The organism is Pantoea sp. Cr_R13 (assembly GCF_029222565.1).
In the GTDB taxonomy this organism is placed as follows: domain Bacteria; phylum Pseudomonadota; class Gammaproteobacteria; order Enterobacterales; family Enterobacteriaceae; genus Pantoea; species Pantoea eucalypti.
The window spans coordinates 125742-144872 of the sequence record NZ_JARHXL010000009.1 but is presented as its reverse complement, the minus strand read 5'-3'; the positions used below and the strand labels follow the sequence as shown (position 1 = coordinate 144872).

19 protein-coding genes are annotated in these 19131 nt (G+C 49.9%); 6 read left to right on the top strand and 13 right to left on the bottom strand.

The annotated features are described in order from the left end of the window. Positions 1–540: 540 nt before the first annotated feature. Genes P2R09_RS04665 through P2R09_RS04650 form a run of 4 tightly spaced genes read right to left on the bottom strand, consistent with a single transcriptional unit; the run spans position 541 to position 5348 of the window. Complete coding sequence (locus tag P2R09_RS04665) at positions 541–1338, bottom strand: inositol monophosphatase family protein (RefSeq protein WP_275767560.1); 798 nt, start codon at positions 1336–1338, stop codon at positions 541–543. Beyond that, positions 1335–2396: an ABC transporter ATP-binding protein gene (locus P2R09_RS04660; RefSeq protein WP_275767558.1), complete on the bottom strand. Its 1062-nt coding sequence runs from the start codon at positions 2394–2396 to the stop codon at positions 1335–1337. Before P2R09_RS04660 ends, P2R09_RS04665 begins: the two co-directional genes overlap by 4 nt. Then, the gene (locus P2R09_RS04655; RefSeq protein WP_275767556.1) at positions 2389–4395 is read right to left on the bottom strand and encodes an iron ABC transporter permease; all 2007 of its coding nucleotides are present in this window, start codon (positions 4393–4395) and stop codon (positions 2389–2391) included. Before P2R09_RS04655 ends, P2R09_RS04660 begins: the two co-directional genes overlap by 8 nt. Then, positions 4392–5348, bottom strand: a complete 957-nt coding sequence (locus P2R09_RS04650) for an extracellular solute-binding protein (protein WP_275767554.1) — start codon at positions 5346–5348, stop codon at positions 4392–4394. The genes P2R09_RS04655 and P2R09_RS04650 overlap by 4 nt, the downstream gene beginning before the upstream one ends. A 186-nt stretch (positions 5349–5534) precedes the next feature. On the opposite strand from P2R09_RS04650, the gene P2R09_RS04645 reads away from it, so the two are divergent. From P2R09_RS04645 to hemH, 3 genes are all read left to right on the top strand, one after another. Continuing rightward, entirely contained in the window at positions 5535–6764 is a 1230-nt protein-coding gene (locus tag P2R09_RS04645) for an ROK family transcriptional regulator (protein WP_275767552.1), read from the top strand. 313 nt (positions 6765–7077) lie between these two features. Further along, on the top strand, positions 7078–7368 hold the full coding sequence (locus P2R09_RS04640) for a Bor family protein (protein WP_009089453.1): 291 nt from the start codon (positions 7078–7080) through the stop codon (positions 7366–7368). Positions 7369–7988: 620 nt separating this feature from the next. Continuing rightward, positions 7989–8960 (top strand): ferrochelatase, encoded by a 972-nt coding sequence (gene hemH / locus P2R09_RS04635; protein WP_275767544.1) that lies wholly within the window; start codon positions 7989–7991, stop codon positions 8958–8960. 330 nt (positions 8961–9290) lie between these two features. Here the strand turns inward: hemH and P2R09_RS04630 are convergent, their stop codons facing one another. The 4 genes from P2R09_RS04630 to P2R09_RS04615 form a co-directional block, all read right to left on the bottom strand. Continuing rightward, positions 9291–9986: a cyclase family protein gene (locus tag P2R09_RS04630; RefSeq protein WP_275767542.1), complete on the bottom strand. Its 696-nt coding sequence runs from the start codon at positions 9984–9986 to the stop codon at positions 9291–9293. A gap of 1 nt (position 9987) precedes the next feature. Then, positions 9988–11214 carry an MFS transporter gene (locus P2R09_RS04625; protein ID WP_345799216.1) on the bottom strand — a complete coding sequence of 409 codons (1227 nt, stop codon included), beginning with the start codon at positions 11212–11214 and terminating at the stop codon, positions 9988–9990. A gap of 662 nt (positions 11215–11876) precedes the next feature. Further along, a complete protein-coding gene (locus P2R09_RS04620; RefSeq protein WP_275767538.1) occupies positions 11877–12800 on the bottom strand; it encodes a hypothetical protein in 924 nt (307 codons plus the stop codon). A 203-nt stretch (positions 12801–13003) separates the two neighbouring features. Next, positions 13004–13276, bottom strand: coding sequence for a YrhB domain-containing protein (locus P2R09_RS04615; protein ID WP_275767536.1), 273 nt, complete (start codon positions 13274–13276; stop codon positions 13004–13006). A gap of 385 nt (positions 13277–13661) precedes the next feature. Between P2R09_RS04615 and P2R09_RS04610 the strand changes: the two genes are divergently transcribed. Beyond that, a complete protein-coding gene (locus P2R09_RS04610; protein WP_275767534.1) occupies positions 13662–14099 on the top strand; it encodes a VOC family protein in 438 nt (145 codons plus the stop codon). Positions 14100–14259: 160 nt separating this feature from the next. Here the strand turns inward: P2R09_RS04610 and P2R09_RS04605 are convergent, their stop codons facing one another. Continuing rightward, positions 14260–14880, bottom strand: a complete 621-nt coding sequence (locus P2R09_RS04605; RefSeq protein ID WP_003851694.1) for a protein phosphatase CheZ — start codon at positions 14878–14880, stop codon at positions 14260–14262. Between the two features lie 167 nt (positions 14881–15047). After that, positions 15048–15722, bottom strand: a complete 675-nt coding sequence (locus P2R09_RS04600) for a hypothetical protein (protein ID WP_275767532.1) — start codon at positions 15720–15722, stop codon at positions 15048–15050. 213 nt (positions 15723–15935) lie between these two features. Between P2R09_RS04600 and P2R09_RS04595 the strand changes: the two genes are divergently transcribed. After that, the gene (locus P2R09_RS04595; RefSeq protein WP_275767530.1) at positions 15936–16247 is read left to right on the top strand and encodes a cupin; all 312 of its coding nucleotides are present in this window, start codon (positions 15936–15938) and stop codon (positions 16245–16247) included. Between the two features lie 21 nt (positions 16248–16268). Here the strand turns inward: P2R09_RS04595 and P2R09_RS04590 are convergent, their stop codons facing one another. Then, positions 16269–16979, bottom strand: coding sequence for an alpha/beta hydrolase (locus P2R09_RS04590; RefSeq protein WP_275767528.1), 711 nt, complete (start codon positions 16977–16979; stop codon positions 16269–16271). A gap of 105 nt (positions 16980–17084) precedes the next feature. Continuing rightward, the gene (gstA, locus tag P2R09_RS04585; RefSeq protein ID WP_275767526.1) at positions 17085–17690 is read right to left on the bottom strand and encodes a glutathione transferase GstA; all 606 of its coding nucleotides are present in this window, start codon (positions 17688–17690) and stop codon (positions 17085–17087) included. 126 nt (positions 17691–17816) lie between these two features. On the opposite strand from gstA, the gene P2R09_RS04580 reads away from it, so the two are divergent. Beyond that, positions 17817–18698: a LysR family transcriptional regulator gene (locus P2R09_RS04580; RefSeq protein WP_275767524.1), complete on the top strand. Its 882-nt coding sequence runs from the start codon at positions 17817–17819 to the stop codon at positions 18696–18698. 223 nt (positions 18699–18921) lie between these two features. On the opposite strand, the gene P2R09_RS04575 is transcribed toward P2R09_RS04580, so the two are convergent. Next, on the bottom strand, positions 18922–19053 hold the full coding sequence (locus tag P2R09_RS04575) for a hypothetical protein (protein ID WP_275767522.1): 132 nt from the start codon (positions 19051–19053) through the stop codon (positions 18922–18924). Positions 19054–19131: the final 78 nt, after the last annotated feature.

The following is a 19131-nucleotide window of genomic DNA, read 5'->3' as shown; positions in this document are numbered from 1 at the left end:
GACGCTTCTGGTTTTGTGAGAAAAGCTCGCTATTAGGAGGTCCGAACTGGACAAGCACCCGTAAGCTGTATTCGTATCCCCTCAGCTATCATTAAACAGTCAGATTCATCAGTCGCACGCGTAACATCGATCAGGAGAAATGCGGGGGCATTATTTGTCTCATTGATGCGTGTCGGGGGATTAAAGATCTGACAGCCTGAGTGGAAGAGATGATGTGCGCGGTGGTTATCCCGGTTGAAATGCCGATCAGCCCTGGTAACGGGTAAGACATGTTCAGGAGAACATCATTCAGTCTTTGACTGAATGGGGAGATAAGACGTTCTGCCACTGACCTTGCAGCATTCAGGCAGGCTAAATAATCCGGCGGCATAAAGTCCACTATGAGCGGAAAGCAGACATTTACTGATGACGACTAAATATTTTCATAACTTAAAACATAACATCCAAATCCCAGACAGCATCCCTGAGACTCCGCGATAAAAAACCAGCACTGGCCAGTGCGCATTTCATATCTGCATGCAGATATAGCTTACAGAGGGGTTATGAAAAGCTTTCCTGAAACCAGTCATAAAGTTCAGGACGCGCTGCTATCACCGAGCCTTCATGGGCTTCTTCGCCAGAAAATTGCCTGACCTGAATGCCGTTTTCCTGGGCAATCAATTTTCCTGCGGCGATATCGTAATAACTCAACCCGTCCTCAAAAAACGCGTCCAGTCTGCCTGAAGCGACATAGGCAAGATCGAGCGCCGCCGAACCCAGTCGCCGGACGCCTGCGCTTTCAGCCATAAGCCGCGCCAGGCCGTTAAACAACACTGCCTGGTCAATCACCTTTAACTGGCCTGGAACGGGCAGCGAGACGGAGCACAGTGCTTCAGCCGGTGTTTTCGCCGTCAAACCAGGAAGCGGTAGACCATTCAGGCGAGCACCGTTACCTCTGATGGCGGTAAAGCACTCTTCCCGAAGCGGATCGTATACAACGCCCAGTATTTCCCCCTCGTCATCGCAGAGCGCAATACTGACCGCAAAGTAAGGGATACCCCAGATGAAATTGCTGGTGCCATCCAGCGGGTCGACGACCCAGTATTGCGAATGTTGGCCGCGGGTAAACCCCGTTTCTTCTCCCAGGAAACCAAAACCCGGCGCATCTTCGTTAAGACGCGAAAAGATGATGCTTTCTGCAGCCAGATCGGCGGCAGAAGCATAATCTGCGATGCCTTTCTTACTGATGTCGGTGTCTTCCAGGCTGCCAAAGCACTTAACCAGCTCAGCACCGCCTGCCCGGGCTGCGCGCTTCGCCGCCAGAAGAAGGCGAGGTCTGTCGAGGGCATTTTTTGTCATGCTTCCTCCTTCATAAAACGTGGGTTATCAAACGTAATGCCCACTCGTTTGCCTAGTGGCAGAGGGGCGCTGGCTTCAGCTGAGAGGGTGTGCATGGGGCTGAATGACAAGATGTGAATCCATGCGCGGCCAATGTAACGTACATCCGTGACGGTCACGTCGCAGGCGCCAGTGCCCGGCTCACAAAAGTGAACGCTTTCGGGGCGCACGAAAAAGGTTGCTCGTCCTCTGCGTGACGGATCGATGATGTTTAAAAAAGGACCTTCATCCGGTCTGAAGCCCTGGTCTTCCACCACGCCGTCGATAAAGTTGGCCTGACCGACAAAATCTGCCACAAAGCGTGTTTCGGGACGGGAATAGACCGCTTCCGGGCAGGCGAGCTGATCCACTTTCCCCCCTTTCATCACGGCAATGCGGTCAGACAGCGCCAACGCCTCTTCCTGATCGTGTGTGACATAAATAGCGGTCACACCAATGCGCTGCTGTAATTCGCGCAGTTCCTGTCTTAACAAGACGCGGAGTTTTGCATCAAGGTTGGACATTGGCTCATCCAGTAACAACAGTGGCGGATCGATAACAAGTGCGCGGGCCATTGCAATGCGCTGTTGCATGCCGCCGCTCATTTCAGCAGGATAGCGGTCTTCCACATGGCGAAGCTGCACCTGAGACAGTGCAAGGCGAACCCGTTTTTGAATATCTTCCCTACTGATTTTCCGTAACTTAAGTCCGTAAGCCACGTTATCGAAAATGGTTTTATTGGGCCACAGCGCGTAGTTCTGGAAGACAAAACCGATATTTCTGTCCCAGGGGGCGCGGGTTGATACGTCGACGCCGTCAAACAAGATGTGACCGCTGTTAATCGCGTGAAAGCCTGCCACTGAACGAAGTAAGGTCGTTTTACCGCAGCCTGACGGACCCAGCAACGTAAAGAACTCGCCTGGTCGGATCGTCATTGAGACATCATCCAGAACAAGATGCGTGCTGTAGCGTTTTGACACAGACTGAATAGTCACCTCACAGCCTCGCCGCGATGCTGCGTCGTGATGAATGTCAGACATAATTGTTCCTCTCCGACAGCCCGAAGCGGACAACGGCATACAGTGGCACATAGATAATCAGCATCAGCAAAATCGTCTGGGCTGCAGAAATGCCAAAATCGGCATCGACCAGCGTGTTTTCAAATATCACGGCCGTCATGGGCTTCCATGGCGGACGATAGAGGACGATTGTCGAAGACAGTTCGGTGACGATGTGTAAAAACGTCAGCGTCGCACCCGTGAGTGCCCCAGCCAGCATTAGCGGGGCCGTGATGGTCAGAAACACGCGAGCGGGTCTGGCACCTAAACTGATGGCGGCTTCGTCGAGAGCAGGATGAACCTGGCGGAGTGCGGCTTCAGACGCTTTAACGGTAAAGGGCAGGTTTCGGACGACGTAAGCCAGTGCCAGAATAAACCACGTCCCGGTGAGCTGCAGAGGTGCCTGATTGAAAATCAGGATCAGCCCGATGCCCAGCACGGTTCCGGGAATAACATAAGGCAACATGACAAGACCGCTAAGCGAAGGCGCAAGGAATGTGTAGCGTTTACGCACCAGAACGTAAGCCACGCCCAGTCCCCCGGCAAAGGCAACCAGCGTGCCCGAAAGACCTAATGACAGCGTGACCCATGCGGGCATCAACCCGTTTTGCCACATGGTTACATAGTTAGCCAATGTGGGCGTTAGCGTTGGCAGGCCCACACGCCATTTAACAAAGCTGGTAACCAGCACAGTGATGTGCGGGACAAAGGCCAACAGCAGAACACAGCCGCTCAGGATAAGGGTCAGGCAGTGACCTGCACGGGAGAGTTCGCGTTGTTCGGGACGCCGTGATGAAACGGCAGCATAGCCACGACGTGAGAGATAGAGCTGCTGCATCATGAGAAAAAGGCTGGAAATCGCGACCAGAACCACTGAACCCGTGGCCGCCAGTGCAGGGTTTCTTCCCGCTTCACTCAGAAACGCGTTATAGATCAGTACAGGTAAGACATTCAAATCAAGACCAATGATGCGGGGTGTGCCGAAGTCTGACAGGGCCGCCATCATCGCCAGATAGAGCCCTGTCACGATTCCCGGCATGGCTAACGGAATCTCCACTGTCAGACGGGCACGTAAGGGGGATGCGCCCAGAGACTCAGCTGCTTCAATATGGGACGCATCCAGTTGCCGAAAAGCGCTGTAACTGAGCAGAAAAATAACCGGGAAAACCAGCCAGGTAATGACCCAAATGACCCCATAAATGCCCACAATTGATGTCTGCAAGTCGAGCAACGTCGTCACAATCCCGTTGCGTCCAAGCAGAAGCCGCCAAGCATAGGCGCCAAGGAAAGGGGGAGAAACCGATGCCATTGTCACCATGAAAACAAGCGTGTTGGCGCCTGCAATTCTGAAGCGCGCGATCATGTAGGCCAGTGAAACGCCAATTAACGCGGCGAGCGTCGTGGCAAAAAAAGAAATCATCAGGCTGTTCAGGGTAGCGCGCAGCGTTTCACCTGTGGCAAAAAAGGCAAAATAATGGCTGAGCGTATAGGTCAGCGTCGGATTTTCTGCTGTGATAAACGCATTCGTCGCGTGCTCGAGAATGACTGTACCGTTTGACTGCAAGGTAGCCGTCAGCGATTTTGCCGCCGTTCGACTGAAAAGGCTTCGCGGCGCTTGCTGAGTCAGGAGTAAAGTGTCGCTGCCCACGCCTAAATGCATTTCTCCGCGGCTTACAGAGGTAATGCTGAGCGGCGATGTACTGTGAATCACTATCTTATCTGTGTCCGAGGCGACGAAACGCAGTGGTTCATCACCACGTTTTGTCACCGTCACGCCATCCTTATCCGTTTTCAGCGTATATCCGCGTGTCATTTCCGGAACGGCGTCAAGCCCTGCAGCCCGACTTACAAGGGTAAATTTGCCACTGTCGCTCAGCAAAGAGGCGCTGAGCAGACGAGCCTGAGGCCAAAGGATCGTTATTCCACAGAACAGCAGCATAAGGACGGTGAACCAGCGCCATGAATCACGAAGCCCTTTCATTTTGGTAACGCCGCCTGAAAACGTGCAACGACAACCTGTTTAGGATCCTGTGGCGAGATAATGTTGAGCGTGCTCAGGTCGGGAAGCGCAGCGGGAGGCGCGACATCTGAGCGGGCTGAACGACGTATCGTGAGATCCCTGACTTTTTCATGCGTATCTTTCTGTCCGAGAAAGTCGATAAACAGTTTGGCCTGATCGGGATGAGGAGCGCCCTGAACGACAGCCTGTGCATCAATCTGACCGGTCACCGCATCAGTGGGATACACAATGCTAACGGGCAGTCCGTTGGCTTTCCATTTAGCGCCTAAATCTTCGTTTATCCAGCCTGCCGCGGCTTCGCCATCACGGACGGCGTTGAAGGCATCATCGGAGCCTGCTGCGATCCGTGCGCCTTTGACCAGATTGTTGATAAACGGCCAACCAAATTGTCCGGCAAGCGCCGATATCAGGGTATAACCGGTTCCGGAACGGGCCGGATCGGGGATGATCAATGTCCCCTGTTTTCGCCATTTTCCTGTCACCATATCGGCCTGCGAGGACGGCATTTCCACTGAAAGGACGCGCTTCGTACTCACGATGATGGGTTGCAGAAGAAGGGTAAAAGGATGCCAGATATGGCGTGGATCTGCGGTAACCATTGCATTGTCAGTTTTGCTCTCATAAGGCTGGAACAGGGCCGCATTTTCATCGTAAATCTGTGTAGGGCCGCCCCACAGGAGATCGGCTGAAGGGTTGTCTGCTTCGGCGCGCAGCCTTTCGACCACTTCGCCAGTACCGCCTCTTACCAGTGTGACGATAATTTCCGGATGCACTTTTTTAAACATTTCAAGGACAGGTGATGTCGTCGTTTCACCGTGAGCCGTGTAAATCACCAACTCAGAGGAACATGCGGTGCCCGTCATTAATAACGCGCTGACGGTCAACGCGACCAGGGAATAAAACACCTTACACATTGTCGGCACACTCCTTCATTTAAATCCAGTTAATGGTTTAATTAAATGGTCAATGTGGGCAATTAAACGGGGCTTTTATGATTTTTTTATGACAGAAATCGATTTTTTTAAAAAATTGAGCGCTGGACGTAATCAGATTCTCCATTCTATTATCCATTTAATGGATTTAATAAAGGCGAAAACATTGTGGCATACCCGGGTAATAACCATGCCTTTTCAGGCCGCTATAATCGCAGGCTGGTTTTTGACCTGATCCGAACTGCTGGTGTGCTATCACGATCGGACCTGGTCAACGCAACAGGACTCCAGCCTCAAACGATTACAAACATCACAAAGGATTTGCTTGAGCGAGGGTTGGTCAGTGAGGAAGGGCGTCTGCAACACCGACGCGGTGCCCCGCAAAAGTTGTTGCGGCTTAACCCTCGGGCAGGTTGTGCTTTAGGAATACATCTTGATCGGAAAGGGATTACTGCTGTCGCCTGTGACCTTGCCGCAAATGCGTTAGCCAGCCTGCACGCGCCAATGGAGTGGAATAATCCTGAAGCGAGCCTCGATACCATCGCCCACGTCATTGCCGATCTGACGCTGAAGTGTGAGGGGATACCTGTGTGGGGAACCGGCATCGCGATGCCGACCCTACAGGAAGCCGGATATGAGGAGTATGTCGGTGCACCGGGTTGGCAGTCGTGGAGCCAGATTCCGGTCGCTGACAGGCTTGAAGCGCGCTGCGGGATACCGGTTATTGTTGAGAATGATGCGACTGCCGCTGCGATAGCAGAACGCCATGCGGGGGCAGCCTGTGGACTGACGCATTATGTTTATATCTTCGTCGGTCACGGACTGGGTGCCGGAATCATTGTCGACGGTCTGCCGTTTCAGGGGGCGTTTAACAATGCGGGTGAGATTGGAATGATCTGCTGGCCACCAGAGTTAATGAAGTGCCCCCGCGATATTCCCCCTTTCTCATTAGAGGAGCTGGCAACCACGCTGAACGTAGACCTGAATGAGGTAGAAAAGCCCGACTATCTTGAAAAATTGTACGTTCAACGAGATAGTCAGCTGATGTCATGGCTGGAATGCAACAGTAAGCGGTTACGTATCCTTATTTCAGTCATTGAAAACATGTTCGATCCGCAGAAAATTTTGATTGGGGGCTATCTTCCTTCAGCGCTATTTTCCTCGGTGGTTGATCGCACTTATCCACTACTTCCTTCTGTTTCTGCCCGAAAAATAAGAGACACGTCGCGGTTAGAAAGTGCGCGTCTTGGGGCCATGGCCCCTGCAATTGGCGCTGCGCTTTTGCCCGTAATAGCTCATGGCAGCCCGCACTTCAGACAACTGTCGCTGATGCGCACCAGAACTAACGCTATAGATCCTGAGGTCTTATTTGATCGGATTGCTGGTAAGGTTGATTAAATTTGTTGCCAGTTGGATGGCATAAAAGCATCTCTAACCGTGCTTTCATTTTTTAATTTTTATATCCCTCAAATGGTCTTCTCCTGGCACAAAGCGGACTTAATGGAGGCTAAGGTCCACTATGCGAGAGAAGTATAAGTCGCTACTGCGTGAGCTGTAATAGAGCTTTGGTGGTGCGGCGGCGGGTGAGAAGAACAGTCCTCATTCAAAAATTTTTCTCATGTTTCCGCTTTCCTTGTCGATAACCTGATTGCTGGCTGAGTGATGATTTCACTCAGTATTTATTTTTTCATTTCAAGCAATAAGGATATTTATGAACAAGCTTTGTGTTGCGGCGCTGTTGGCTCTGAGTTTAACCGGTTGCGCGCAGCAGACTTTCGTAATGAAACAGAATCAAGTTGGCGCGGCGACGAAAACCACCAGCCAGCCGTTCTTTGTTTCAGGGATTGGCCAGCGTAAGAGCATTGATGCGGCGCAGGTGTGCGGCGGCCAGGAAAAGGTTAGTCGGGTTGAAGTGCAGCAGACGTTTGTTAATGGCTTACTGAGCGTGGTGACGTTTGGTATCTACACGCCACGTGAAGCGCGCGTTTATTGCGCCATCTGATAATGCCTCAGGCCGGTTCGCCGGCCTAATCCTGCGCCTGTTATTAAAATATTATAACTATTAAATTCTGCTGTCGTACCACTGCGCGGCTTGCCTGCTGAAGACGTTATACGAAACGAGTTAAGGCAACGTCGTCCAGCGTGGTAAAAGCAGGGGTAGCTGTTGAGGCATGTCAGTCCGCTTTGAACAAGTAGCGGACCTTGCTAAAAGCGTTCTGTAAGAATTAACAGGGAGCAGGTCGGTCGCCTTCCTCACTTTTACGCATAAAAAGATAAAGCCTGACGCAGGCATCTGCGCGGGCATCCAGATGCGGTTTTTCTCACCACCTTCAGTCAACTAACCCCACACACCGACTTCGATAATGACGTCGCGTAGCCCCGCACCGGTTAAATCTGACGATAGAGAAAGTAATGTTTTTACTGATGATATGCCCTAAAATCATGATCGTTTAGTCTAAGCGATGGCTGCAATCAGATGCATAGAATCATAAACCGTGAAACAGTAAAGCTGCATTGCAAATATTTCTACAAAATGAGGTCACATTGAGGCCTTTAAGACAAGCAGCTACGGAGTGACTGGCATGAGTGAATTAGTGACAATGGCTTTGAGGGCCCCACTTAATGACGAATAAACAGGGTGTTTTGATTGTTAACCTTGGAACACCAGATGAACCAACGCCTGTTGCGGTTAAGAAATTTTTATCTAAATTTCTGCATGACTACAGAGTGGTCGACTTACCGAGAATCATTTGGTGCCCCATTCTACATGGCGTGATTATCCCATTACGTGCGAAGCGAGTGGCGAAATTATACTCTTCGATTTGGATGGAGGAAGGTTCCCCTCTCATGGTTTATAGCGTCAGGCAAGCCCGTGCGCTTGAAGAAGTGACAGGTTTGCCCGTCGAGCTGGGGATGAGTTATGGCGAGCCGGGTATAGGTGGTGCAATTGACAGGCTACTGGAAAAAGGCGTCGATAAAATTATCGTCATTCCTTTGTATCCCCAGTTTTCATCTTCGACCGTTTCTTCTGTTTGGGATAGCGTGAGCCGTCACCTGCAGACAATGAAGAACCGGTATACACCCTCCATAAATTTCATCAATGACTATGCCGATCTTCCTGCCTACATTGAAGCGTTAAAAGCATCCGTTCTGGCATCTTTCGAAGCTAACGGCGTTCCAGATGCATTGTTGGTTTCATATCATGGTATACCGGTGAGGTTTGTCAAAGAGGGGGACCAATACCAGGAAAGATGTGAGTTAACGACAAAATTACTCATTGAAGCAATCAATATGCCGTCATTGAAAATATTGATGACGTTCCAGTCAAGATTCGGCAGAGAGCCATGGTTAACGCCTTATACTGATGAGACAATTAAAAATCTGCCGAATGAAGGAATAAAAAGCCTGCATGTAATCAGCCCGGGGTTCGCATCAGACTGTTTAGAAACGCTTGAGGAGCTTGATGAGCAGAACAGGGAGATTTTTATGCACGCGGGTGGTACATCGTTTACTTACATACCGGCGCTTAATGATAAACCGATTCATATCGAGATGCTGCGACAACTTGTGAACCTTAATCGGTTTCAGGCATGATTTTCACATTCTTGTGAGCGGGATGTTGCAGGTGTCAACATTCATAGTGAAACCAGAAGCGGGCCCTCTCGGACATGTATTTGATACGTGCCGGGGCGGCCTTATAGGGGCCGCCTGGAAAACCCGCTACGCCAGCTGCAAGCAACTGTCTTGTACGTGGGTATGAGTCGAAGATTATTCGAGGGCAGGTCAGCTATAAGCGAGGAGCGGACATTGCTAACAGCGTTCTGTATGAATCAACGGGGAGCAGGTCAAACATCGCCTGCTCCCCGTTAACTAATCCTGAGCCTCATTAAAATTGCGTCCTGTTCAGGCAAACACCCGCGCCATTTACTCTACTAGCGCCACTGCCCGGATTGGCGAAGCCGATGCCCCTTTAATCCTGAGGGGAAATGCCATGAAAATAAATTCGGAAGGCAAGGCTTGAAGATTAGCCAGATTCTCAATGATCAGGCAATCAGAGCCGAGAACGGCAAGATGAGCCGGGTATGCTTCATTATTATATCTGTCCAGCGACATGGCATCTGTACCGAAAACAGTAACGCCTTTTTCAATCAGATAATGTGCTCCTTCGCCTGATAAGCCTGGCCAGTTTTGCAAAAATGGCGCCTGGTTTGGACGACAGCTCCACTTCTCATCATAACCCGTTCGAAATATCACAATATCTTCTGCAATGATTTTTCCTTTATCAACTTCCCAGGATTGGATCATTTCTACAGTGATGTCACTGTTCTCTGCCAGATGCGACATATCCAGGCAGCGACCCCGTCCGGTGAGCTGGCGCACGTCAATCTGCTCTATAGTTTTTCCACCTTCAATGAAATGAACAGGCGCATCCACATGAGTACCGCAATGATCGCCGAGGCTAAGTTGACAGTTATAATTGCCATCACCAGCAATGTAGTCTTCGGCACGGCTGCAGAAGAATTTTCCATGGGTTGGCCAGACTGGCATGAACTCTTCATAGAGATGGTTTAACTCAATGAGTTTATGGTGACGTAATAAAGTGATCAGATCGCTGGTCATATCAGGCCTTTTTCAACGTTACTGTTTCTTTAATGAACCAAAGTGGAACACATGAGATAAGTAATACCGCGACAATAACCAAATAGTGCACGGTGAAACCGTAGTTGTGAATAATCCAACCACTAATGGGTGCGACCAGAATACCGGCGATGCCAACTGCGAGGCCGATCATCAATCCCATGCTGGACGCTGCAGCACGAGGAGATGAGTCGATAAGTAAAGCATAAGCCACAGGGTAAGGTGAGTTGCGGAACAGGCCCCAAAAGATAAGAATGGCCCAGCCAAGTGTTGCGGAATGGATGAACATGCATAGCGCCGCTGCCAGAATCCAGCCCGTAATAATGATGCCCAGAGAGCGTTTACGCCCTTTCAAATCCGAGAAGCTGCCCCACAAAATCTGCCCAATCCAGCCAGTCAATCCGGATGCACCAGAGATGATTGCTGCGGTCGAGAGGTCGAGTCCAACTTCACGCGTCAGTTGCAGCGTCAGAAAGTTAGCTATCCCCATCTCTGCCCATGTAAAACCAAAAATCAGCAGAATACTCAATTGGCAGTTGCGGTTTTTCAGGCAAGAAGCGGCATTAGCCCATACCGAACTCTTTTCGATGGTGTTCTGCAATGATTCCGTAACGGGCGGGGTCAGCTTGTTATCAATAATCCAGTCATTAACTCTCTGATGATTTTTACGTGTACCAACGATTAACTGTGCCACTAAAATAACTAAGCCAATCAGTGGAATAAACAGAAATGCTTCACGCCAGGTCGCAAAAGCCAGAATGGCTGCGATCAGGATAGGACCAATAAATTGTCCTAGCGGAAATCCGGTATGATGTACTCCAATAGCAAATCCACGGTTCTCTTTCTGCCACCACTCCCCGAGCAGAGCAACGTTTATCGGTTCCGACCCCCCGGTTCCCATGCCCATTGTGACACGCAGAACCTGGAACGCTCCCAGCGTCTTACAAAAGGCAGTCGCCACACCTGAGATAATTTCCACAAGCACCGTTACGCACCAGCTGTAACAGCGCTTATGCCCGGCACCTAACCAGTCTGAGAACAAACCGAAAACCACAGCGCCAGCTAAGGTTCCGACAAAGCTAAGTGAGTTGAGCCAACCTGCCTGAACTTCAGTCAGGTTAAATGACTGCATTATTGCCGGAAGCAGAGTAGGAAGAATAATCCTGTCAATTGAGTTCATCAGGATCGCAAGAGTCGTAATGACCAGCATCCACTAGGAGAGAGGATGCGCTTTAGGGAGAAAACGATATAGCCCGCTTCGCGGAGCGTGTTCACCGTCAGTCGAGGTCTCTTTTGGCGACTTTTTCGTCTGTTCAGATGTGGAAGTTGTCATATCTGGTGCCTTAGAAAAATATTTATTGTCAGCAGCCCTACTGATGCTGCTGGCGAGCCCAGGCCCTATTTGTAGTTATTATTGTTATGTTTGAGGAAACAATAGATCAAAATTTAAACACCCTGGTAACATAGCTATTGCGGCTACTACCATACAAGTAGCTTGCAGTTGATACTTGACCTTGATCACGGTTAATCAATGATTAAATAAAAAAAGCATAAAAGAGATCACATAACTGGACTGATTTGTCGGATGATTTATAACAAGGCAGGCTGTTCAGGTATTAAATTGAATTTAAAGCAGCATACTTCAAGTGTCCGCTTCTGGCCCAAAGCGGAGTAACTTGATGTAAGGTCCGCTATGAGCGAAAAGCGGACGTCAGAGTATTAGGCTTGCGACTACGGTAATGGCTGTCAAATTAAGTAGGCGTTTTAAACGGTTGAGGAAAACGCCCACGGCAGGTAAAAATCTGGAATATAGCAGTTAATTATTTTTCTTAAACTCAGTCCATTCTTGCCATGGAGCGAGAACAAGAATTTTTATCTGGCTCGCACAAAAAAATGTACTTTTCCCTGCTGCAATATGAGAGCAGGTAACCTCTCATCTTCATGAGGGCTTAGGTGAAACACTACCCAGGAAGGAAGATGTCGGCTGACCTGTTGTAAGAAGGCATAGCTAAGACGCAGGCTGTCAGCCTTGGAATGCGATGACAGCTTTTCATAAACCGGGATTATGTAACTTCCTTTTATTCCGTCAAGCCGGATCAAATAGCTTTTACCTGTGCCATTTGCGTTGATAAAATCGGGCGTGGAGACAATTTTTTCCGGATCATGGAAAGACGTAAAAAAAGTGCAGTCAGGACGGTCTTGGTGTTCCGATACGTAATATTTGTCCGTGGGAACTACACACCCAGCATATGCATCTTCAAATTTGACAACCAGATAACGCCCGTCATTATCCTGAAAGACATATTTAGCCAGCCAAAAAGCGTTACTTTTCCCTTTACGCACATCCCCATAAGAGCGCCCCGTTTCCTTCAAAGTGCTTATTACCGCTTTCTCCAGTGTGTCCGAGAGTACCTGAGATGCCTGAGCGGGGGTGGAAGCAAGTGCTAAAGGAACCCATGCCAGAATTCCATCTTTAAGCCAGTCTTCAGGCCCTAAACCCACAGAAACAAATTCCATCAGGGGGGTTAAAGACACCGAACCCTCGTTAAACCCGTTAGCTTTAACCACAGGAAATGACAAATCAAAGTCGGTACGAGTGAAAAGCAACTTTGCATTGGGGCTGACCTGAGCATCATAATACGGGGTCATACCCGATGCATTATTGATATTCCACGCGAGGCTATGATCACTTTTATAAGTGTATTTTTGGTTCGAAATATCACGGACCTTTGTACAGCCAGAAAGCAGTAATAACAAAGTCAAGGTAACCAGATATCCAGGTAAACGACTAATCATTTCTATCTCCATATAATCCATCACATGAATTCTGTTATCGGCGGCTATTTAGAAATATTTAGCTTGAGCTAATTGAGAATTAGTGCGTTTTACTGGGCTTCTTTCCTAAAGAGAAAAACTGGCACTGGAGAGAAATTCAGCCTCTTTTTGTCATACAGCAGCCTGACTTGGAGGCACATTCCGCATAGAGCGATGAACGGATGTTATTCGTTTTTTTGTTGTTCGTAATCCAGCAAGTATTTATCTAAAGGATAAGCAGTGCCAAAAGAGTGAATTTCTCCATTATCTTTATCAATTATGAACGGTGCATTTCCCGCCAACTGAGCAGAAAAATCACCCGTTTCCAGATACTCTTTCGATTGATAACAATAGAACCAGCCTTCTGATAAGCGGCCATGAAGTGTAATGACGACTGGAATGTCAAAGCCTTTAAGATAATCCAAAGCTTTGTCCATCGCATTTTGATAAGTAATCATTATTTCATTCTCAATCAATAACGTCATGTGAACTAGCGGGTTTGACCAGCTCCCGACAAACTAACATAGCACGATTTATGTAACGTCCGCTTCTTACACAGAGCAGACCTACGTACTGCAAGGTCCGGTCCCCTATGAGCAAAAAGCGGAGATCGCAGGGTTTCTATAATTGATATAGGCTTGCAATGCAACACAGTCGCGTATTTTTCCACTGGGATTAGTAAATATGCATAACTCTCACGCTGGATCATCACAAATATATCAGTCAGGGCATACTTAACTCTATGTTTTCATGAGAAAATTAGCTCCGCACTTATCGTGAAGTACTAAAGCAGAGATTTCAGATAGTTTGGTGCTTAATTTTTTAAATTCAGCAGGTAACTTCATGATAAGAAGAGTGGATCACGTCGGTTTTTCAGTTAAAAACATTGAAGAGTCATTATTCTTCTGGACTTATATTCTTGGAGGGGAGTTATTACGCGAAGGGAAAATGTCCGGGCCCATCATTGATGAAGTCACAGGCGCAAGGGGGGCTGATGTACGAATGGCGTTGCTTGAGCTGGCTGGCATCAAAATTGAATTACTGCAATACGATAACATTAAACAGCCAGAAGAACCCTCAGCACCCTACATCCCCGGCTATGCTCACCTTGCGTTTATAGTTGAGGATCTGGATACGCTCTTGCGCAAAGTATCAGAGTATGGCTGGAAAACACCAGGTAAAGCTCAGACAATCTTATCAGGTCCCATGCAGGGAACCAGAGTAATTTATTTACAAAGTCCCGATGGACAGACGCTGGAGTTGATGGAGCACGGTCAATGAAGTCCACCTGGCATAGCCTGTTATCGGCTTATTTGAAACATTGATCTTTGCAATGTCCGCTTCTGGCACAATACGGGCTCACATCAAGACCGGCGGGTTGCCCTGGCGCAAACCCTCTTCTTATTAAGTGTGAGTGTTCGCCAGGCCTCTTTCTATCGACCTACATTCCCAGACTGGCCAGCAGGTCATCCACATCATCCTGACTGGCAGGCGTTTCTGATGCGGAAGCAGGCTTAGAAGGCGCATTACGTTCGGCGCTGCTATGTGAGCCTGCGTTATCACGGATGACCTGTATCAGTTGCTGCTCCGCCTGGTTCAGCACGGCCATCATCGCCTGCACAATTTGTCCTGTGAGATCCTGGAACCCCTGCGACATCATTATTGCGTGCAGTTGCTGTTGTGTCAGACCCGTGACACGAGGGACGTCATTCAGCAAGGCAACGGTATCTGTAGCTAATGCCTGGGTCTGTTCTTTGTCTGACAGCGTCCCGGAAGTGGCATCCCAGCGTTGTGTGAGTTTCTCCGCTTTTTCTCCCAGCTCAGTTTGCAGCGGCTGCGTGATTTCCACGCTGTTGATTACGCCCTCTGCTGCTTCGCGGGTCATTGTGACGACATAACCCAGCCTTTCACGGGCGTTGGGAATGCTTCCCGCCACATCGGCAATGGTTTTATCAAGCCCCAGTTGTTGCAGACTGTCGCGAAGCTGCCGCAGGATGTGGCCAGCACGCGCCGTAATTTCGCCAATTTCCTGATGCTTACTATGAATGTCGGATGGTGACATGGATGTTGTTTCCTGCGTACAGAGTGTCGATACCTGAGGTTATCGGCAGCTCTCGGCAGATTTTTAAATTTCCCTGGAATTTTTCCTCAAGTCAAAAGTGACATGATGACAATGAGGCGGTATTGGCTGAACGTCATCAGGCTGGTGGACGCGAGAAATAGTCCTGATTAAATCGTCAATGGGTAACATATCGTCCAGTTATAGTTGACCTTCGCCAATTTTAAATCCCCGGTAACATTGCCAAAATTAATGGCCTGGCGTTCAAAAATATACTGACGCAGAGAGGTGGGTAGAAAATCGGCGCCGTAGCGCAGAAGGGTGCTGTGCCAGAAAGGGGCGGGTAATGGGCTGCCACTGTGGCGCAGCTGCAATTCATTCTTCCATTGAGAATTCAAAACGCTTTCGCAGAAGGACTGGCGCATAGCGATTGCAGTACTGTCAGGGATTCCCGCCAGCAATAACTGGCTGGGCAACGCAACCAACCGAAGGTCTCGTATAACGATTCGCTTTGCATCGAATCCAGTCCAGATCTTCGTCAATTCTGCCACTTTTCCTGGCAGTGGCTCGTTTTCGTTCATGAACGGCAGAGTCAGGGGCAGGAAGGTAAAATGGAAACCCTCCGGGGGAAGAACATCAGCAAGTGGGTCATCTTTTGTGAGCTGCTGCAATTCACCAATAAGACGCGAGACATCCAGAGAAACAGGGGGCTGTATACCCGAGGCAAGAGCCAGCCTGACGGGATCGTAATAGTTTCCCTGTTTAATATCCCCAACTCCTGCATTTTTCGCCCAGATGGCGGTAGTGTTTTCGTTTATTGAACGATAGAGGTTTTGCAGACTCATCGATGACAGACCTTTTGGAATGAGAATGAATGCAGGCTTTTACCCTGCTATTTTTGAACGGTATTTTACGCTATTCAATTAATTATTAAGTGTTCACCTGCCTTTAAACGGACAATCAGGGGACAGATCAGGACAACATAAAGCGGACGCATAGAATCCATCCACTCTCTCTGATATTGATGACGCTAAAGCACGTCTGTTGAGGGAGAAAAGATGAATTTTTTTAGCAGTAAAGAATTTACTGGCTCAAGAGCATGGGACTCACTGCATATTGCCAGCTTTGATAATGTCAGTGTGAAACTTCACTGGACCGATCAGCCTTACAAGTGGCACATCAACGACGGACAGGAAGTTTTTGCTGTCATGGAGGGATGCGTTGAAATGCAATATAAGGAACAGGGCGAAGTTAAAAGCCGTGTTCTCAACGCCGGAGATATCTTTTACGCCAGTGAAGGAACCGAGCATATCGCGCGCCCACAGGGCGCCGCACGCGTGCTGGTTATTGAAAAAGAGGGCTCGGTTTAATCAGAGTGTTTATTTATCGGGTCAGGCCTGATAATCCGTGACGAAACGGGATATCTCCTCTCCCAGACTAAGCAGAAATGATTCGCGTGAAGGGTGGGTATCTATTATGTGCGGCGGCAGCGTGTTCATAAAAGTAAAATGGCCCGCATCCTTAACCACGCAAACATCAATTACCGTTTCTGATTCTGATTGCATAAACAGCGCCTGCGACGGCGGTGTCAGAGCGTCCTTTGCGCCTGTCCAGATCTTCACCGGCACATTGAGGGATGCGAGTGCCGAGGGGGCTTTAAAAAAGTCCGCCGCAGGCGCTAACAGGAACAGTTGATTTAAAACCTGACCGCCTGCAAACGTCACCTTCTCTCCGGCTCGGGTCCACGCCTCCGCGCCGACATGCATCAACAGAATCACGGTGCCGAGGGAATGCCCGACACCGGCAATCGATTCATAATCATGACCAAAATTATCCAGAGCGAGGGCATGCCTCTGGCTACGATCCAGCAGGTCAATCTTTGAGGGTGTGGGTGAGGTCAACCGATCAAAATGCGGTGCGATCACCGCAATACCATTCCGGTTAAAGGTCTGCAAGAGCGCCAGATGACGCAATGGACTTCCTCCAGCACCGGCTGCGAAAAGGATGCATTGCCTGGCCTCTTTCGCCCTTAATAGCGTGACCTCGAAATCCTTGCCGGCATGCTGGATGACCGCGGTTTCCACCTTCTCGCTATAAATCATAAAGCCGACTCCCTGCTGAAACATGAGTCCCGTGATACTAACCCATCGCGTGTGAAACGATAGTTTTTGCCCACTCCGGAACCCGGCCTTGCAGCTTTGCTGCGCTTACTGCGACGCCTCTGCCAGTAATGCCGCCTGCACAGCAGGGCGCGCGTTGATCCTCGTCCGATAAGCCACCAGCGCTGGCCAGCGCGCCAGTTCAATGTTGAAGAATTTGCACCAGCCCAGCACGGTGTACAGATAGGCATCAGCAACGCCGAACGACGTCCCCATCAGAAAGGCATTATCGGACAGCGAAGTCTGCAGATAATCGAACCGCCGGAACAGCTTCTCGCGAAAAATCGTCAGAACATTGTCGGGCAGGGACGTGTTAAACAGCAGCGCAGACCCCGCATGAATTTCACTGGTAATAAAGTTAAGCCACTCCTGCAGACGAACCCTCTCCCAGCTTCCTGCTGGCGGTGCCAGCTTGCTTTCTGGTTTCAGGTCAGCGAGATACTGCACAATCGATGGCCCTTCTGTCAGTATCTGCCCGTCATCCAGTTCCAGCGCAGCGACATAGCCTTTGGGATTGATAGAGCGAAAGTCATGCCCGTCAGCGGTGAGCTTGCTCCTGTTGTCCACTTTAACCAGCTCAAACGCTATTGCCAGTTCGCGCAGCACGATGTGGGGCGAAAGCGAACAGGTATCCGGGGCGTAGTAGAGTTTCATCTTTTCTCCGATAACATTGAAAGCGGGTAGCGTGTGTTGTGTCTGAATACACTGTGCTCAGTCTGACTGTTGATGTAAAATTAATGTTTAATAAATTAACTATAAGCCTGGCTACTGATGACTGTGATGAATCTTCAACACTGGCGCCTGCTGGTGGCGGTGGCTGATGCCAGTAACATCTCGCGCGGCGCTGAAGCGACGGGCATGACCCAATCTGCTGCCAGTCAGGCGATTGCCCATTTAGAGTCCTCGCTGGGGTTCCCGTTGTTCGTGCGGGAGCGTCGTCACATCGGTATAACCGCCCTGGGTGAGCAGGTGATTGAACATGCCCGAATGATGGTGGCGCAGCTCAATGCTATTCGCGAACTGGCTGATGCGCACAGGGGTTTAAAAGGTGAACGTATCCGGCTTGCCAGCTTCCCCTCGGTCACTTCTACACTTTTGCCTGGCCTGCTGCGGAGCTTTAAGCGTCTGCATCCGGACATGGATGTGGTGGTGCTTGAAGGGACTGATGAGGAAGTGGAGGCGTGGCTGGCAGCAGACACCGTTGAGCTTGGGGTGGTGATGAACCCCGCGCCCGGACGTGCTGACGTGATATTAGGACAGGACGCCTGGGTTGCGGTGATGCCTGCCAGCTCTTCGCAGGCTAGCGCGAACGGCATAACTCTGCAGGAATTGGCAGACCAGCCCTTTGTGCTTGCGACAGGCGGCTGCGTGGTGAATGGGAGAAGCCTGATCGAACAGGCGGGCCATCAGCTTACCGACGTGCGGGTAAAAGTCCGCGACTGGATCAGTGCCTGCTTGCTGGTGCGAGAAGGGATGGGGGTTGCACTGGTGCCGGAATCTGCCCTGCCAGCGGAGCTGCGCGGCCTGACCGTGCTGCCGGTAATCCCTGCGGTGCACCGTGAGTTCGGGCTGGTCTGTTCACGCGCCGGAAAAGCTTCTGATGCCACGCAGATACTCCTGAAAGGCGTGCGAAAAGGGCAGGGACACCAGGTGGGATGCTGACCAGGCAGAACAATCGACATCGCTCAGAATTCGCGTAACGGGTCGAAAAGCGGGTAAAGCCGGGTTTGATTCACAAGTAAAGCGCCTTGCTCGCCCAGCTCCCGCTTCCTTTCAGCAGCATTTAATCCCCCGTATTGTAAGGTGTTTTATCGCGGACCCAACGCATGCGATCTTTGCAGTCTTTCAGGAAGGTTTCAGCACTCTCCGGGAAGATGGACCAGGTTCATGGCTTGCCCGCTTCGCTGGCCGTTGCCTTTTCTGCCTCATTCAGCAGTGTACTGTAAGCATCAATCGCTTTTGTCATTCCGGCCACGTCGGGATCGGGTGAGGTAAACAGGATAGCCAGGCAGCACAAGGGCAGTCACCGTCATCCTGGCACTGCTTGCGCTTTTAAACACGATCGTTCCTTTCTTTATGTGGTCAGAAATACAGA

Excerpts from the sequence above, each read along its gene's own strand:
- P2R09_RS04665 (WP_275767560.1), bottom strand. The coding sequence starts at position 1,338 with ATGACAAAAAATGCCCTCGACAGACCTCGCCTTCTTCTGGCGGCGAAG.
- P2R09_RS04660 (WP_275767558.1), bottom strand. The coding sequence starts at position 2,396 with ATGTCTGACATTCATCACGACGCAGCATCGCGGCGAGGCTGTGAGGTG.
- P2R09_RS04655 (WP_275767556.1), bottom strand. The coding sequence starts at position 4,395 with ATGAAAGGGCTTCGTGATTCATGGCGCTGGTTCACCGTCCTTATGCTG.
- P2R09_RS04650 (WP_275767554.1), bottom strand. The coding sequence starts at position 5,348 with ATGTGTAAGGTGTTTTATTCCCTGGTCGCGTTGACCGTCAGCGCGTTA.
- P2R09_RS04640 (WP_009089453.1), top strand. The coding sequence starts at position 7,078 with ATGAACAAGCTTTGTGTTGCGGCGCTGTTGGCTCTGAGTTTAACCGGT.
- hemH (WP_275767544.1), top strand. The coding sequence starts at position 7,989 with ATGACGAATAAACAGGGTGTTTTGATTGTTAACCTTGGAACACCAGAT.
- P2R09_RS04630 (WP_275767542.1), bottom strand. The coding sequence starts at position 9,986 with ATGACCAGCGATCTGATCACTTTATTACGTCACCATAAACTCATTGAG.
- P2R09_RS04625 (WP_345799216.1), bottom strand. The coding sequence starts at position 11,214 with ATGCTGGTCATTACGACTCTTGCGATCCTGATGAACTCAATTGACAGG.
- P2R09_RS04620 (WP_275767538.1), bottom strand. The coding sequence starts at position 12,800 with ATGATTAGTCGTTTACCTGGATATCTGGTTACCTTGACTTTGTTATTA.
- P2R09_RS04615 (WP_275767536.1), bottom strand. The coding sequence starts at position 13,276 with ATGATTACTTATCAAAATGCGATGGACAAAGCTTTGGATTATCTTAAA.
- P2R09_RS04610 (WP_275767534.1), top strand. The coding sequence starts at position 13,662 with ATGATAAGAAGAGTGGATCACGTCGGTTTTTCAGTTAAAAACATTGAA.
- P2R09_RS04605 (WP_003851694.1), bottom strand. The coding sequence starts at position 14,880 with ATGTCACCATCCGACATTCATAGTAAGCATCAGGAAATTGGCGAAATT.
- P2R09_RS04600 (WP_275767532.1), bottom strand. The coding sequence starts at position 15,722 with ATGAGTCTGCAAAACCTCTATCGTTCAATAAACGAAAACACTACCGCC.
- P2R09_RS04595 (WP_275767530.1), top strand. The coding sequence starts at position 15,936 with ATGAATTTTTTTAGCAGTAAAGAATTTACTGGCTCAAGAGCATGGGAC.
- P2R09_RS04590 (WP_275767528.1), bottom strand. The coding sequence starts at position 16,979 with ATGATTTATAGCGAGAAGGTGGAAACCGCGGTCATCCAGCATGCCGGC.
- gstA (WP_275767526.1), bottom strand. The coding sequence starts at position 17,690 with ATGAAACTCTACTACGCCCCGGATACCTGTTCGCTTTCGCCCCACATC.
- P2R09_RS04580 (WP_275767524.1), top strand. The coding sequence starts at position 17,817 with ATGAATCTTCAACACTGGCGCCTGCTGGTGGCGGTGGCTGATGCCAGT.